General features: G+C 40.9%; 13 protein-coding genes and 1 pseudogene. 2 read left to right on the top strand and 12 right to left on the bottom strand.

Translation table 11 applies throughout. The features are described from left to right. Positions 1–98: 98 nt before the first annotated feature. From HWQ40_RS31340 to HWQ40_RS31300, 9 genes and pseudogenes are all read right to left on the bottom strand, one after another. Positions 99–1,268 (bottom strand): homocysteine biosynthesis protein, encoded by a 1,170-nt coding sequence (locus tag HWQ40_RS31340; protein ID WP_292785760.1) that lies wholly within the window; start codon positions 1,266–1,268, stop codon positions 99–101. A 280-nt stretch (positions 1,269–1,548) separates the two neighbouring features. Further along, the gene (locus tag HWQ40_RS31335) at positions 1,549–2,694 is read right to left on the bottom strand and encodes an AI-2E family transporter (protein WP_292785759.1); all 1,146 of its coding nucleotides are present in this window, start codon (positions 2,692–2,694) and stop codon (positions 1,549–1,551) included. 90 nt (positions 2,695–2,784) lie between these two features. Beyond that, entirely contained in the window at positions 2,785–2,976 is a 192-nt protein-coding gene (locus HWQ40_RS31330) for a hypothetical protein (RefSeq protein WP_292785757.1), read from the bottom strand. A 284-nt stretch (positions 2,977–3,260) separates the two neighbouring features. After that, the gene (locus HWQ40_RS31325; RefSeq protein ID WP_292785756.1) at positions 3,261–4,253 is read right to left on the bottom strand and encodes a hypothetical protein; all 993 of its coding nucleotides are present in this window, start codon (positions 4,251–4,253) and stop codon (positions 3,261–3,263) included. A 551-nt stretch (positions 4,254–4,804) separates the two neighbouring features. Further along, positions 4,805–5,110 (bottom strand): annotated as a pseudogene (locus HWQ40_RS31320) (ATP-binding cassette domain-containing protein); the annotation flags it as partial. A gap of 107 nt (positions 5,111–5,217) precedes the next feature. Continuing rightward, positions 5,218–5,568: a Uma2 family endonuclease gene (locus tag HWQ40_RS31315; RefSeq protein WP_292785755.1), complete on the bottom strand. Its 351-nt coding sequence runs from the start codon at positions 5,566–5,568 to the stop codon at positions 5,218–5,220. Then, entirely contained in the window at positions 5,516–7,465 is a 1,950-nt protein-coding gene (locus tag HWQ40_RS31310; protein ID WP_292785754.1) for a pentapeptide repeat-containing protein, read from the bottom strand. Before HWQ40_RS31310 ends, HWQ40_RS31315 begins: the two co-directional genes overlap by 53 nt. 760 nt (positions 7,466–8,225) lie before the next feature. Next, positions 8,226–9,995, bottom strand: a complete 1,770-nt coding sequence (locus HWQ40_RS31305) for a WD40 repeat domain-containing protein (RefSeq protein ID WP_292785753.1) — start codon at positions 9,993–9,995, stop codon at positions 8,226–8,228. Between the two features lie 405 nt (positions 9,996–10,400). After that, positions 10,401–10,796 (bottom strand): hypothetical protein, encoded by a 396-nt coding sequence (locus HWQ40_RS31300; RefSeq protein WP_292785752.1) that lies wholly within the window; start codon positions 10,794–10,796, stop codon positions 10,401–10,403. A gap of 205 nt (positions 10,797–11,001) precedes the next feature. Between HWQ40_RS31300 and HWQ40_RS31295 the strand changes: the two genes are divergently transcribed. Next, positions 11,002–11,985 carry a dienelactone hydrolase gene (locus HWQ40_RS31295; RefSeq protein WP_292785750.1) on the top strand — a complete coding sequence of 328 codons (984 nt, stop codon included), beginning with the start codon at positions 11,002–11,004 and terminating at the stop codon, positions 11,983–11,985. Between the two features lie 11 nt (positions 11,986–11,996). After that, positions 11,997–12,674 (top strand): SDR family oxidoreductase, encoded by a 678-nt coding sequence (locus tag HWQ40_RS31290; RefSeq protein ID WP_292785748.1) that lies wholly within the window; start codon positions 11,997–11,999, stop codon positions 12,672–12,674. A 1-nt stretch (position 12,675) separates the two neighbouring features. Here the strand turns inward: HWQ40_RS31290 and HWQ40_RS31285 are convergent, their stop codons facing one another. From HWQ40_RS31285 to HWQ40_RS31275, 3 genes are all read right to left on the bottom strand, one after another. After that, positions 12,676–13,728, bottom strand: coding sequence for an aromatic ring-hydroxylating dioxygenase subunit alpha (locus HWQ40_RS31285; RefSeq protein WP_292785746.1), 1,053 nt, complete (start codon positions 13,726–13,728; stop codon positions 12,676–12,678). Positions 13,729–13,910: 182 nt separating this feature from the next. Next, entirely contained in the window at positions 13,911–14,348 is a 438-nt protein-coding gene (locus HWQ40_RS31280; protein ID WP_292785744.1) for a secondary thiamine-phosphate synthase enzyme YjbQ, read from the bottom strand. 101 nt (positions 14,349–14,449) lie between these two features. Continuing rightward, a complete protein-coding gene (locus HWQ40_RS31275; RefSeq protein WP_292785743.1) occupies positions 14,450–15,619 on the bottom strand; it encodes a pyridoxal phosphate-dependent aminotransferase in 1,170 nt (389 codons plus the stop codon). Between the last annotated feature and the right edge of the window lie 381 nt (positions 15,620–16,000).

Raw genomic sequence — 16,000 nt, 5'->3', positions numbered from 1 at the left:
GGCATGGGGTACAAGAGGCAGAGGTGTGGAGGGGCAGAGGGGAAAGACTTACTGCTACTTCACCTCTGCTCCTCTGCGCCCCTGCTCCCCTGCTCCAATCAAAAATCCGTCCGACGGTCTTGGGGTAGAAAAGATCGCTCCATCGGAATTGGAGAAACTGGTTCTGTAAGGGTAAACGTACCTGCTTCGATCCACTTTTTCAACTCTAGAGCGACTTGCCTAGAAAAAAACAAACTCGCTAAGGGGGCAGAGCGTACTGCTTTGCCCTCTATGGTGATCCGCCCAGATTTGAGTTGGGCGTAACTGACCAAACCAAAGGTGGGACGGACGCGTCGGGGAATGGAAAAATCTACTATTGGGGCTACTAAGTCTTGATCTTGGACGGCGCAGTGTTCAATTACTTGTTCATTTAATACAGGTAGTGGTACACCAACTCCTAACATTAATGAGGGACCATAACTTTTGAAATAACACCCCCGCACCCAATGAGCATCCATTTGCTTGGCATCACCAATTAAAGCTAAAGTGGCAGAAGGCCCAATCGGTGTACGATTAGCTAAACGCTTTTGTAAGGGGAAGTGCTGAGTGCCTTCCCAAGCGACATAGCCAATACCACCGCCTAAAAAAATTCGAGTACCTATACCAATGAGCTGCAAATCGGGGTCGTTGAGTAAGGGGGAAATCGCACCGGGATTAGAATAAACAGCATTCCCCAGACGCGGTTGTAAAGGACCGAGATAAGTGAAGAGGGGGCGATCGCCACCATTTACACCAACAATAAAATTTTGATAAAGATTGCGCGGATTGAATAAATAAAACTGATTAATTGTGTCATTGGTAATTGTAGTTTCAAAATTTGCTCTGGGGTAACAATCTGTTACTTGTCCTTGTGCTTTCACGTGTATAGATTTACCAGCGATCAAATCTTCTATTACATGACCGCCACCACGTTCTCGCAGTTCTTCCCCATCCGTCGTCTCTACAGCACAACTCGCACCCAAATATAAATCTACTGCACCAAAACCAGAGTATGCTGGCACGCCATCTAACCAACAACGGCGAATTTTTATCGGGGGATCAGTATGTCCCAGATTGATAATTGCACCACTTGATTCCATCGGCTCAAAAGTACCAGTGGTAATTACATCAACTTCTTTAGCAGCTTTAGTAACACCGATTTCTACAACTCGTGCTTTTAATTCTTCAGTTGTCAACACTACCGCACGTTGGCGCTTAATTTTCTCGTTAATTTCTGCAATTGTTCGCATCTTATCAGTGCTTACGCTTCCTGGTGAATGGGGAATGGATCTAATGAGTCAAACAAATCAGAAGCAGAGATAACAAACCAGAACAAACAATAGCTGATTAGCTAATTGTGTCCATGCTGGTGGTTATTCTTTCAAATAGGATTTCTTCAGACTGACTCAAAAGTATGAGATTCCCAACTTTTTTAAGAAGTTAGGAATCTTATTGTTTTTTCACTCCAGCACTCATTATCCAAATCGCTTCAAAATTTGCAATACTTCATATAACTCCGAGTGACTAATCTTATTTTTTCAAGATATCATCATCAATCGAGGGATTCTCATTTATATCTGGATTTTCAGCCGTCCAATTATTATCTGTTCCAGGAGATTCAGAAACTATCACAAACTCAGTCTCTTTTCTATTGTTATTCCCCCATTCATCCAAAACATCTTTAATTAACACTTCTTGCAACCAAATTTTAGCGACAACAGTTAGAGGTAGCGCTAGAAATAATCCTAAAAAGCCAAAGAAAGTCACAAAAAATAGCTGGGCAATTAAGGTTATGGCTGGCAGCAATGATACTTGATGCGCCATGACAACGGGCGTGATGAAATTACTCTCAACCTGTTGAATGATAAAGTAGAGAATCAAGACAGCGATCGCTTTCCAAGGTTCATCCAAGAAGGCGATCGCCATTGCTGGGATTACACTCATTGTTGGCCCCAAATTGGGAATCAAGTTAAAAAATCCCGCTAAAACCGCTAAAGCAAGTGCGGCCTTGACATGCAAAATTGATAAGCCAATCAGACTCATCAGACCCACTACAAAGATGGCAATGAAAGCGCCTGTAATCCATCCCTCCAAGGAGACTTCACATTTATCTAAAATCCCATCTACCCGCCGCCGATAAAATGAGGGGAAAAGCCGCACAAATACTTTGCGGTAAGCCACGGGGTCGGCTAACATCATTCCTGTTAAAACCAATACTAGCAAAATCTTGAGGACAACTTCCAAAGAGCCAGATACAAAGGCGAAGGAGTTTCCCAGTAGCCGATTGGCGAAGGGCTGTACTTGTTGAATGAGACTATTGATATCTGGGATGTAAGGAACTAACTGGTCAGGAATACGAGTTCTCAGGGCATCAAGCCAACTATTAAAGCGTCCAAACCCTTTAGGAACTTGATAGGTTAGCTCTTGAAACTGCTGGGCAAATGGCGGCACAATAAGCCAGAAAAAACCCACGACACCTGCGAAAAAGATAGCTACTGCTAGAAGGACGGCGAATCCACGCCTCATACCAAACCTTTGGAAGCGTTTCGCTAGCCGATTTAAGGTGGTGGCTAACACAACTGCGGCAAACATGAGCAAAAGCACTTCCCGAATTTGCCACAAGATGTATAAAGAAAGAACTATGGCGATTAAGCCGATCCATTGACCGAGGTTCACAGGCTAACTCCCAACGGTTGGCAAGATGCAATTTTCTTGTAATTAAGCTAGGTTAGCTGATTTTAGGAACTTGTGCGTAAATGGTTTGAGTTAATTTTGTTTTTGTGCTTGAAATCGCCACAGTAGAGCGATCGCTACGATCGCAATCGGTAACAATACTATAATCAGCGCGTTGGTTGCTGTCGCCGGAATTGGTAGACTTGGCCCTGCATACTTAATCAATACTGATAACAAAGCCGAGAGTAAAAGCAGTTTCAGAATTAATCCTAGTTGATTTTCCATAAAAGTACGGCAATACAGATTTTTGTGGTACGCACAAATTTGCGCTGTACCGTCTAGTTTCTACAATAAACCCACAGATACAATGCTTGTAGGTTTCACAAAAATATAATTTTGAGTACCTGTCAGAAGCTAAGAATGTGAGGCGCGATCGCTATTGCACTTTGTAAGTGCTGTCTGAACCACAGACAGCACATTATATACGAATAAAGCTATGCAGAAAGTAACCAAAGCAACCTTTGATTAATTTAAATTAAGCACAAAGGGATGCAGAGTTTTACCAAACTTTATTTGCTCCGAACTGGCTCAATTCTATATTTAGCTTTAATCAACTCAGGCAATTCTATCAAAAGTTTTTTCACTCTAGCTTGAATATATTTAGGATTTTTAGGTACACGTTTAGCTATATACCTTAAGAAAGCAATCTGATAGCCAAACTTATATTTAATTGCGGAAAATATATTAGGCTTGACCTGGTTAGCTGAACCTTTGTCTAGGTTTTTTAACTTTGATACTTCACGATAATATACAGGATGCTCTCCCCAAACGCAGGCAAAGTGTACAAGAGCAGGAGACACCACCTGATTGTATTTTTGAAAAGTAGATTTACCTGTAATCGCATCTATATCAAAAGAACCACGAAGACCGATAGGTGTTCGCATCATCTGACCATGATCTTCAAACATATATTGATTGTGTAGCATCATAGCTAGACCAAAAATACGTTCATCATTAGGGCCATCTCCACGAAATTCACTAATACCTAACTTTCTCCAGTCTCTTGAAAATTCTACTGCTGTTTCAAAAAATGCCTTTGTAGTATCGTTTTTCTCAAAATAATAGAGACCTCCATTAAATCTAGGTAGTTTTGTGAGATTAAATAGTTTGAGTGTATTATCTACATCAATGAACTTATCTTTATCACCTGCTTGAAGATATGTATTACCTGCCACACTAAAACTTCTGCCTTTAAAATCATCAAAAATAAAGTTAATATCCCTTACTGCTATGCAATCACTATCAATACACAGTGTATATTTAAATGGAGAATAATCATAGACATGAAGCTTTTGTTTTACGTTAGAACCATATTCATCTCTAATATTTATAACGTAATTATAAAGCTCTAGTAAATCTTTATCATTTTCATTATCAGTAACAATAGCACGCGGAACATTTGGTGAATGAAGACGTAGAGAACGTGCTAATGACTTTGCCATTTCTAGATAATAAGATGCTCCGTAAGCATAGGTGATAATGCCACGTTGTGAAATAACCATTATTTTTTAATAATTAATAGGATACAAGCTTTAGTTGTCTAATCGCATTCTAACTTAGACGCCAAAGGATGGATATCTAGTAATATCAACTAAGCTTAAATTCTATATAAATTATCCGTAAAGTATAGTCTAAATTTTATTTTAATCTGTAGAAACAGACCTGTTTGATTGCCTTTGAAACAACATTTTAAAGCTATAGACAGGTTAAAAGAAAAAGGGATATGTACAGCAATAAACAACACAGATATAAGATTTTATATTCATCCGATCCTAAAATTAAATGTAGAAAATGGATTTCCATTACATCTATTAACTTGATATGAATTTCCATTACATCTATTAACTTGATATTGAAGTCAGTGCCAGAACCTAGCGCGATCGCTGGTATTCTTCTTCTGTCACTTTCCGGGAGGCTAATCTCTAGAAGCTCTATCAGTCAATCAATACAAGCTATCCTATTAGAAAAACTTGGTTATTGTATTTGTATATTAGGAAAAAATCTTGCGATGCCTGCGGCGGGCGGAGCCATCGCTGCCAGCTTGAAGTACCTAAATTCGGTCAGCGTTTTGAATAGTACTGAGGCGATGAGCGATCGCAATTCTTATCACTTTTAACTGCTCTAAGCTTTGACTGACAATTGCTTGGGTTCTATTATCTAAGGCACTAGTCGCTTCATCAAATAGCAAAATCCGCGGTTTCAATGCTAACACTCTCGCAATCAACAGCCGTTGTCGTTGTCCGCCAGAGAGATTACTACCTCCCTCACTCACGACTGTATGCATTTGCATTGGCATCGCCGCAACGTCATCCGCGAAACCTGCCATCTAGGCTGCTTGCCAAGCTTCATCCATCGTCAGAGACTTTGAATTTTTCCCTTCCTGCAACGGGAAGGGGGTTAGGTTTTTCGTGGGTCTTTCCAGATGACCTGAAAAGTCAGAATCCAGCAACTTTACGGAACGCTTTTTTACGTCAAACTCAACCAGCCAAAAACTTGTTCAACAGTCAGTTCCAATTCGATACCCTCAAGAATGGGTAATTTATCAGCACCTTCGTATAATTCCAATCGCTGTCCAGGAAAAATTCCCAGCACACTTTCGTCTTCTGGGTTAATTAACCAGCCTAGTTCAGTACCATTGCGTGAACAATGCAATAACTTACTCAATACTTTTTTTAACCTTTGCTCTGAGGAAAGAATTTCAATTGCCCAGTCGGGATGAATTTCAAAGCGATTAACAATTCTGCCAGATGGAGTTTTAGGAATTCTATCCCAGCGAAACACAGACACGGCTGAGGTTGGCACGGCTGAGGTTGGCACGGCTGAGGTCGGCATCGCTGAGGTTGGCATCGCTGAGGTTGGCACGGCTGAGGTTGGCACCGTTGAGGATAGCACGGCTGAGATCAGCACGGCTGAGGTTGGCACGGCTGAGGTTGGCACCGTTGAGGATAGCACGGCTGAGATCAGCACGGCTGAGGTTGGCACGGCTGAGGTTGGCACCGTTGAGGATAGCACGGCTGAGATCAGCACCTCTGAGGTAGGCAAGGGTAAGGTTAGCAAGGGTGAGATTGGTACGGCTGAGATAGGCAAGGGTGAGGTATGCATTGCTGAAATCGATACCTCTGAGGTCGGCACTGTTGAGGTCAGCATAGCTGAGGTCGGCACCCTTGAAGTTAGCACCCCTGATAAATAGCCCTAAATTGTCCCTAAAGGCAGAAATACCAAGGCAATGGCTATAGCCTATAATACGGAGCAAGCGTTGTGAGTCAAATTGACCACTATCTAATTGATGCAAAAATTCTTCATACTCACTCTTGTTAACTTGAGCTGCAACTGCCCATTTCTCCAGCCATTTTTGCCGAAGTGAGTCATCCATTGGCTGAAGTTCGACGCGCTTCAAGCTTTTGGTTTGTGAAAGCAGGCGCTCAATTCCTTGCAGCGCTAGGGGACGACCGGTAATCAAAAACTGATGACGGCAAAAGGGGTCTTTTTGAAACTGCTCCACCTGTTCTAAAAATTCCTTCAAGCCGCCGCTGGCTCGTCCTTCTAACAACAACTCGTCAAACCCATCCAGTAAAAATAAAAAGCGAGTATTTTTATCGGTCAGCCAGCCTGAATCACTGGTGACAAAATCAAGGTGTTGTAAATAGTTCTCTAGAGTATCAGTTAAGTTATCTTTTAGTACACGCAAATCTCGCAACCGAATCAGAATTGGGGTAAAGCTTGGATGTAATTCGCGCTGTACCCAATCGGCAAACATTCGACAAAAGACACTTTTCCCCCGTCCGGCTTCGCCCTGAATAAACAAAACTTGTTTGTGTTTTGCATTTGGGTCATTCAATATTGCCTTAACCCACGCTTCCAGTTCCAGATTTGCATCGTCCTTGGCATCCAGTTCTTTGACTTGCAAAGGTACATACAAGTCCCGAAAGGTAATATCGGTTTCATCAAAAATATTTTCTTCTGGCTTTGGTTTAATTACCTCTTCCAAATAATCTTCAATATTCAGATTTTTCTCTAGCTTTTCTTTTCCTCCGGTGCTATACCATTTCCAAAGTTTGTCGGCTTTCTCTCCGACTTCTACCAATGCGTCTTGCATATATTCATCAGTGTGACGCGCCACCCGTTCAGTGAAAGTTTTTGCTTCTGCCTCGGATAATCCGGCTTCTTGCAAGCGTTGTTGTAAAATCTGATTAAATGATTCTGCTAGCTGAGATTCGTGGAAATAGAGGATGCCTTTTTTCACTTTCCGCGCATCAAATTCTTGCTCACCTAATTTCTGAATTTGTAAGGCTAAAGCATGAGAAGCTGGAAGGTTTTGATCAATTTTATTGAGTAATTCCGAATCTTGTTTAAGAATATCCTGAAAGCTATCTATGTAAGCACCCTGACTAACTAGTAGCACACAGTTTTCTAAACTTGGCTCTTTGTTGGTTGCATCAATAATGAACTTTAGTATAGTAATGGCGATGGGTGCAAAGGGAATTACTTCTTTAGTAATTTGACCGAGAGGAGAATTAAATACATCTAATAGCGACGAAATCTGTTCTAGATATGGTTTGAAATTTTGAACATTGGGTTTTTGCTCCTTAATTGCTTTTGCCAAATCAAGCACGGCTTTAGCAGCTTCGGCTCCAGTCTTTGTTACCTCTACGCCTTGTCCCCAATTCAAATCCTGAATGTTTCGCAAAAACTTCCAGAGCTTCGTCATCGCCATAGACTATTCTCCAACAGCATCAATTTGGTAAAAATGCACCTGTTTAGCGCTTTTCGTTTATATGCAATAGACTTTGACCTCTCTCCAAACCTCTCTCCTAAAAGGAGAGAGGCTTTGAAATTTACTCCCAACGCTAGTAGGGAAGGGGTTGGGGGTTAAGTTTATATTGCACTTAACTGAGAACCGCTATATTACTTAACTCATAGTTAACCAGCTAAAAACTTGTTTAACTGTCAGCTTTAACTCGGTATCTGTGAATGTAGGCAACTAATAAGCTATTGTATATAATTTAACTCGCTACTTGGAAACGCTGTTAGTACAGTTTTAAGTTTCCCGCAGAGGCGTAGAGACGCAGAGAGTAGTATCAAAGACTCGTTAACGAGTATCAAAGGTGGATAAATCTAGTTCAAACACTCATTAATGAAGCTCAAAGACTCATTAAAGGAGTTCAAACACTCATTAATGAAGCTCAAAGACTCATTAAAGGAGTTCAAACACTCATTAATGAAGCTCAAAGACTCATTAAAGGAGTTCAAACACTCATTAAAGGAGTTCAAAGATTCATTAAAGGAGTTCAAACACTCATTAATGAAGCTCGAAGACTCATTAAAGGAGTTCAAACACTCATTAATGAACTTCTGAGCTTCATCCACAAGTTTCAAAGACTCGACAATCACGAATTACGAATTACGTAGCTTGCTTCTCGCCGTTCGCATAGCGTCTCGTAGAGAAGACGAGTATTACGAATTACGAATTAGTTTTAACTCCGTTGCCAAATTTTAATTGTCTTATCCAAACTACCACTTACCAACATCTCGCCGGAAGCTGTGAAGGCTAATGCTGTAACTATATGAGTATGACCTGTAAACGTACCCAGCAATTCCCCGGTTTGTAGATGCCACAACTTAATGGTTTTATCAGCACTACCGCTAGCAATAATTTGCCCATCGGGACTTAAAGCGATCGCATATACTCTATCTCTATGCCCTTTAAGGGTATGAAGTAATTCCCCAGTCTCCAATTGCCAAACTTTAATCGTTTGATCCCAGCTACCACTCACAAGTAGTTTACCATCTGCACTGATTCCTAAGGAACAAACGATGTGAGAATGACCCATAAAAGTATGCAGTGGTTGTGTATCTTTTAAACTTTTGATTCCCGTTTGGGGTGAGGTGCGCCAAACTTTGATTTTGCGGTAGCTACCTGTAACTAGAGTTTCGCCGTCTCGACTTAAAACTAGGGAATGAGCAGCTGTATCATCTAAAGAAAGTGCGATCGCTACTTGACGTTGCATCAAATCCCAAAAGAGAATTTTTCTGTCATCTCCGCCTGTCGCTAACATTCTCCCATCTGGGGTGAAAGCAGCACACCGCACTACTCCATTATGTTTGTGCAAAATATCTATCAAGTCTAAAGCGCCTACGTGCCAAAGCTTAATTGTCGAATCTGCACCGCAACTCACTAAAGTCTGTCCATCTGAACTAAAAGCTAGGGAATTCACTTCATCCACTAGCCCAGATATTACCCAAGGATACTCTGATAATGTCTCTATTAATTCACCCTTGCTTAAATCCCAGAGTTTCGTCTCTCCACGACTACCACTTGCCAATATGGGTAAGGCTTTGCCATTGTTACACCCGGAACTGAAAGCTAGACAATTAATGCCTCTGGTGTGTCCTTGCAAAGTCTGCCAGCATTCCCAGTCACCGACTATACCCTTGAGACAATGTTCTGATGGTAAAGTCTGTATTGTATCTGCGATCGCTCTCTCATTAATTACTGGCGACGTGTCTTTTTTACCCATAAGTGATTCTAAATACCAACTCAACCCTCCCGCATATAACAAATTACTCGGAGTTACATACAGTTTTGGCTCAGAAAATTCAAGTTCATTTGTAGGTAAAAACCCTGTCATTATACTTTGTTTCTCGTAACCTAAATTACCTGTAGATGGATAAAACAAACAGAGAAAAATTAATACTTGGTGATTTTTTAAATCTTCTTGAGTAACTGACCACCTAATTTTGTCTTTCTTAATACCATTAAAACTTTCTCCATCAGCAACGTAAACTTGAACGCTTAGCTGAGGATGATCTTTGAGCGTATAAGGAAATTTACTTTCGCCACCCAAATTTCCCTCATCATCTAAAATCATGTTTTGCAAAGTATCTTGTGACACCTTTTTTACTAACTTGCCCAAGCGTTCAGTTATTACCTTGTCAACAATATGCTCGCGCAAAAGATAATCTTGGGCTTGTTGTTGGAAGTATTTGGGAAAGGGTATCGTCCAGTCAGGAGGCTCAGGATATTCCGGCGGTGTCGGCGGCGGATTTTTGGCGAGAACTTCTGCTTGTTGGCGAGAAAGTTCCTGGAGTCTAGCCAAAGGCTCGCCCCAAAGGGCCATAACTTCAGTGTGACAACCTTTAACTTGACTTTCCAGCAAAGATAAGTCATAAGTTTTAGGTTTTTTCACACGTTGAAGGAAGTCAATTTGTTGAGCTTTGAGTAAGCTAATCCAATCCATCTGCATTCCTGCGGCAAACTATTGCATACCTACGGTAAGCTATACAAATGCAATTACTCAAGTTTATAACCTTACTTAATTAAAAATTCAGTAATATTAACAGTCTAATAAAACACAGCCATTGACAAATGTTTCCGGGAAAGAGATAGATGGATAGCACTTAGACATTTCATGAACTGATGCAGTTGAAGTATATAGAATTAGATGAGATCAGTCAATTCTAACGGAGATAGAGATCGAGATACTGTTTCTCTAGAAACACTTCTAGCTGTAAAGGAAAGTTGAATTTGAGACGGATTTAAAGATTACAGTAACGTTAAGTCAGCAAATAGCTACATAAAAATAACCTAGTGACGATAATTCTCGGAAATATCATCTGAAATCAAAATAAATGGTGAAGATTGGCTAATTTTAACCTTTGCGTTTTGGTTGTCTGGGTGTAGTACTTACATCAGAAGAGTCACCAAAAGTATCCCTTGCTTCAATCTGTTTAATTTTCATTTGCAAATTCAAGTCATCGCTACTAACAATTGTTTCTAAATTCGCTAATCTCCGTTCTAGCAGTTCTATTTGCTGCTGGTGCAAATAGTTAGTTTTTGATTTTTGCTCATCAGAACGCCAAACAGCAACTGTACCAACAGCTGCGCCACCAATAGCAACTAAAGGAAGAATAGCACCGCTTCTAGTAACGGCTGATAATGGGACGCAAACTCCCAGAATAGCTACTGTAATTACCCAAATTCTTGTGGTGGCAGATAATCTGACATCTTGGTATTGTTCTAGATTGGGTTGAGATTTTTTAGCCATAAGTAAATCCATTGAAAAGTTATTTGCTACATTTGCACAAATATTTACTAAAATACTTCCTACAATTGGGTTAGGTATAATTGCTATTTCAATATTTTTGTAATTATAGTTACCCCGTTATTTGCGATCGCTAGATTGGGATTGTTAGGAGCAGTTGTACCTGGGGATAGAAAAATTTTCTGAAAATGATATTAGGAAGAACCAGATGACAGTTCGTGCTTTTTTCCAAGCTGCTAAAATTGAGGGTTTCCAGTCTCCTTACGATACCATTCACCTGAAAATTTTCTATCCAGCACAGATATCGAGGCGTAACGTAGAACGAAATAGGGGAATTTTGCCAGTTGATTTAGAAAAAGCACCTTTTCCAGTAGTGATTTTCTTCAACGGGTTTAACTGTGATGCTCAACAATATCAATGGTTGGCGGTTAAACTCGCTGAACGTGGACTAGTGGTGATTCTCTTTAACTGGATTGCGGAAATTATACCAGGAGTAATTAGTCTGAATCCAGGGGTTGATTTTGAAAAGATGAAACCAACAATTTATCGTACTGTTCCCACTGCTTTGGCTTTGCCAACACTGCTAGCGAAAGTGGAACAGTTACAGTTTGAGGGTATTTTAGCTGGAATGCTTGATCTGCAACGCATAATTTTAGGTGGACACTCCGCAGGTGGTAGAGTAGCGCTCGAAAATGCTGATCCTCATTTTTTCCCTCAAGTTGCAGCATCTTTTGGTTATGGTTTACACACTATGGGAACGTTATTATTGGGGTATGAAGCAGGTACTATCTTACCCTTACCAGACTCCCTACCACTTCTACTGATGGGAGGAACCTGCGATGGAGTGATTGCTTACAGCAGCGATCGCTATGGTGTAAGTCCTGGAAATACTACCACCTCAGTCATCCGTACATTCCAAGAAGCAATCACTGGAGGACGAAATGACAGCTATCTAGTACTTTTGGAAGGAGCAAATCACTTTTCGATAGTTGATCGGCCAGACTCCACCTTAGATACACTCTTGTTGGACTTTCCCGCCACCCAACCTCAAGAAAGCTTCCGTTTGCTGATGGGTGAAATCATTAGTTTGTTTATTGACACTCATGTTCGCCATCAACCAGAAGCATCGCAGTCGCTTGAGCAACTATTAAATACTGCCAATCCTCTGATAAAATCCTTTGAGCGTAAATAGTTAAGTTTATTATGACAAGTGCATCTTATATTTTTCTAGCTGGAGCAAGTCGCGGTGTTGGTCGAGAAATTGCTCAATATTTGAGGGCGCAACAGCTAAAAGTCAAAGCACTCCTGAGAACAGCAGCAGTTGCTACTGAACTAGAAGCAATGGGTATTGAAGTAGTTCTGGGTGATGCCTTGAATGTTGGCGATGTAGAACGCGCCATCCAGACAGATCAACCTATTCACACCGTTATCAGTACAATTGGCGGTTTACCATCAGATGTAGAAAGACCGGATTACCCTGGTAATAGAAATCTGATCGATGCAGCAGTTAAAGCTGGAGTACAAAAGTTTATTCTTGTATCTTCCATCGGTGCTGGCAATAGTGTTGTTGCTGCGTCACCCCAAGTTTTAGAGGTACTGGGAAAAGTTTTAGCTGAGAAAGACAAAGCCGAACAACACTTAATTGCCAGTGGACTTACCTACACAATCATCCGTCCTGGTGGACTAAAGTCAGAACCAGCAACGGGTAATGGCGTTTTGACTGAAGATCCGCACATTATTGGTAGCATTAATCGTGCAGATGTCGCGCAGTTAGTTGGTCGCAGTTTAAATAGCGATCGCGCCAATAATAAAATATTGTCTGCTGTAGACCGAAATATGCTATTCGGACAAAGAGAATTTGCAGAATTTTCTTTGGAGTAATTTAAGCACGCCAGCGGAGTATTTGACCCTTGACAGGATTGACAAATTCTCGTCCTTCAGCGACAGATCGAGCATACTCCCGCTTCAACTGGTAATACCACTGCGCCTGCATATCTGAGTCCTTAATCAGCCGCAGCACAGGGTTATATTTCAAACCAATCTGCTGCTTTTTTACTACCGTTCGGTCTTGGCCAATGAAAGTCCGCGCCAGCACATGTAACAGAGGCTTGAAAAATCCCACCCAAGGAAGTGTCCAGTAAAGAGCAAAAGTTACCTCCGTTTCTGTGTCTGAAATTGGTGTAACTGCCGTCAAATTAACGACTCGATGATTACCAATGGTGGTTTCTTCAATTCTGACTCCAGGTAAACGAAAAGAAATCTCCGTTTCCGGGACACCACCGCCAATCAGCCAGTATAATCGACCCCCATTCGCAGGTAATCGGTGTCGTCGCATCGTAAAGCCGTAGGGCGAAGCATCAAATTGCTTTACTTCCTCGTGCAATTGCTCATTTCGCCACCACCAAGCGCGATGAACATAAGGTGAATGAGCCGGGTCCATCAGACCTACCACTGCATGATCTATAAAACAAGGGAATTTTACCACCTCGACAAACTGGTGAGAGCGATCGTCAAATCCTGGAATTACCGGAATTTCCATCTCAGAAGCAGGTTGAGGGTTATCGGGATCGGGCATATATATCCAGATATTTCCTTGGGCTTCCCGAACACTATATGAATGCACGTCAAAGCGACTCAAATCCATTTGCTGCTCCTCCACAAGAGAAGGTATCGCAGTACAGCGCCCAGCGGAGTTAAAGCGCCAACCGTGGTAACAGCATTCAACTTCCTGCCCATTGAATCTCCCACAACTCAAGGGCACACCACGATGGGGACAAATGTCGGTCATTGCGGACACTTTGCCATCCTGGCTGCGAACTAACAGCACCGGTTCTCCTAAGAAAATGCGGCTGATCATCATACCTGGCTTGATTTGATCGCTAGGCAAAGCATAGTACCAAGTATTACGTAATACAAAATTATCGTTATTTTTCATAACTAATGGGGTCTGCCTTTGACACAATGAAAGTCCTGGTTTGTGGAAAGGAAGGTAATGCTGGAAAACATTCTTTCAAGTTTTTAATTGCTGTAGGTAAATTCAACTGATACAGTTGTTGGTCGTGTTCGTAATTTTCTCAGATTTAGGTTGTTCTAGGAAGATTGCAGTTTGAAATTGCATTATTCGCCATAAATTTGTACAAATACCGTTCTTTTTCGCGGGCCATCTAACTCAAAAAACAACACAGATTGCCAGGTTCCCAGAGCTAATTTACCATCCACAATGGGAATTATCTCACTCGTGGTCAGCATCATTGCCATTAAATGAGAGTGAGCATTAATCGGCTCATCTTCTGGAACATCTCTTAAATGTAAATCATTATGCAAATAGCTATCTGACTCTGGTGCTAATTTTTGTAAGAATATTTTTATATCTTCTAATAATCTGACTTCATTTTCGTTGATAGCTAATGCGGTTGTAGTGTGTCGAGAAAATACTAAAGCTTGTCCATTTTTAATTGATGTTGAGGCAATAAAATCTTGAATTTGTGGGGTGATATTATGAATATTAATTTTTGACTCAGTTTCAATTTCAATTAACTTATTAATAATTGGCATCTGTTGAATTTTATATTTGGGATTACAAACGAGGTACGCTAACACAGCTTAACGCCCTGATAAATTTAAGGAAAAATCTAAAATCCAAAATTGAATGACTCCTAACTCCTAACTATAGTTTCCAAACCTTGCACTAATCTCTCTATACCTTCTTTTACCGTCTCTTTTTGCAGCGCCCCATAAGCAACACGTAGGTAGCATCCGTCATCCATGCCAAAGGTTGTACCTGGAATAACTGCTACTTTATGTTCCTGAATCAGTCTTTTGACTAACTCAAAAGCATCCATCTGGGTATGAACTTTGAGTAAAAAATAGAAAGCGCCATTGGCTGGGATAATGCTACATAAGCCTTGTAGACGGTTAAGGGAGTCTAATACTAGTTGGCGTACTTGAGCGATCGCTCCTATATTACTCTTCAAATACTCCTCTTTTGCCTGCAATGCCCCTAAAGCTGCATATTGAGAAATGACTGGCGGACAAATCAAAATTGTATCCTGAACTTTTTTAACAGCGACAAGTAAATGTTTGGGAATCACCATGTAGCCAATGCGCCAACTGGCAAAACCGTATGCTTTGGAAAGGCTATAGAGAGAAATGGTGTACTCGCTACTATTACCAAATGCACCAGGTGAAATGTGTTTTATCCCGTTATAGGTAAAGTATTCATAAGCTTCATCGCTGATGTGATAAATACTGCGATTAGCACAAATTTGATTTACTTGGCGCAATACGGCTTCAGAATAGACAACTCCAGTCGGATTATTTGGTGAAATTGTCACCACAGCCCGTGTTTTCGGAGTAATTGCTTGAGCGATCGCTTCTTTTCGCAGTTGGTAATTTTCATCTGTCGCCACTAATACCGAACGACAACCAGCCATTGCGATCGCCATTTCGTGGTTGAAATAGTAGGGTGTATTTAGAATAATTTCGTCACCTGGGTTAGTGATAGCAAGAATGGCATTCATAAATCCCATATTGCTTCCTGCTGTCACAACGATGCAGTTTTCCTGGTTGATTTCAATTCCGTTGAAGGCTTGCAATTTTCCCACAAGTGCTGTCAGTAAAGGCGGAATTCCTTCGACTGATTTGTATAAATTATTAGCTGGTTCGGCTAAGAATTTGGCTAAAAATTCTATGGCTTCATGTGGTGGGTTGTAAAAAACAACACCTTGTCCTAGAGAGATTGTTCCAGGAGAGTTTTTAATCAGTTCCCCAACCACAGGAATAATTGGCGACTGTACCGCCTGCATACGAGAGGTTAGGGATTCCATATTACCTTGCCTATGTACCTGCCTTTAGTATCTCTTAATAGGGGAACAACCAACTAGTACAGCACGGTGGAAGTTTACCTACCTTTAACAATTGATCAAGCCTAAACCTTGTTAATTGAGATAGTACTTAAATTTACGTAGTACTGTATTAGTATTTTCCCTGTTTAATATGATAATATTGTACTATACACTACGCGAATATACTCTTATAGCAGATAGAAAATGAATTCTTACCTCTGCCATATACCCTAAGCCTTTGCTGGGTAAAAGTTCCATCCGTAATGCGGAGTTGCTGATATCGTTTCTTTGTGAAGTTGTATATATTTACTCCCAGCTACGTCGGTTACCCAAGTTATTGGGGAGACTACAAGAGGGTCTTGT

It is taken from the genome of Nostoc sp. NMS9 (genome assembly GCF_017114995.1).
Classification (GTDB): Bacteria; Cyanobacteriota; Cyanobacteriia; order Cyanobacteriales; family Nostocaceae; genus Nostoc.
This window is presented reverse-complemented; position numbering and strand designations above follow the sequence as displayed.

Coding starts and splice junctions, on each gene's coding strand:
- HWQ40_RS31340 (WP_292785760.1), bottom strand. CDS start 1,268: ATGCGAACAATTGCAGAAATTAACGAGAAAATTAAGCGCCAACGTGCG.
- HWQ40_RS31330 (WP_292785757.1), bottom strand. CDS start 2,976: ATGGAAAATCAACTAGGATTAATTCTGAAACTGCTTTTACTCTCGGCT.
- HWQ40_RS31325 (WP_292785756.1), bottom strand. CDS start 4,253: ATGGTTATTTCACAACGTGGCATTATCACCTATGCTTACGGAGCATCT.
- HWQ40_RS31310 (WP_292785754.1), bottom strand. CDS start 7,465: ATGGCGATGACGAAGCTCTGGAAGTTTTTGCGAAACATTCAGGATTTG.
- HWQ40_RS31305 (WP_292785753.1), bottom strand. CDS start 9,995: ATGCAGATGGATTGGATTAGCTTACTCAAAGCTCAACAAATTGACTTC.
- HWQ40_RS31300 (WP_292785752.1), bottom strand. CDS start 10,796: ATGGCTAAAAAATCTCAACCCAATCTAGAACAATACCAAGATGTCAGA.
- HWQ40_RS31295 (WP_292785750.1), top strand. CDS start 11,002: ATGACAGTTCGTGCTTTTTTCCAAGCTGCTAAAATTGAGGGTTTCCAG.
- HWQ40_RS31290 (WP_292785748.1), top strand. CDS start 11,997: ATGACAAGTGCATCTTATATTTTTCTAGCTGGAGCAAGTCGCGGTGTT.
- HWQ40_RS31285 (WP_292785746.1), bottom strand. CDS start 13,728: ATGAAAAATAACGATAATTTTGTATTACGTAATACTTGGTACTATGCT.
- HWQ40_RS31280 (WP_292785744.1), bottom strand. CDS start 14,348: ATGCCAATTATTAATAAGTTAATTGAAATTGAAACTGAGTCAAAAATT.
- HWQ40_RS31275 (WP_292785743.1), bottom strand. CDS start 15,619: ATGGAATCCCTAACCTCTCGTATGCAGGCGGTACAGTCGCCAATTATT.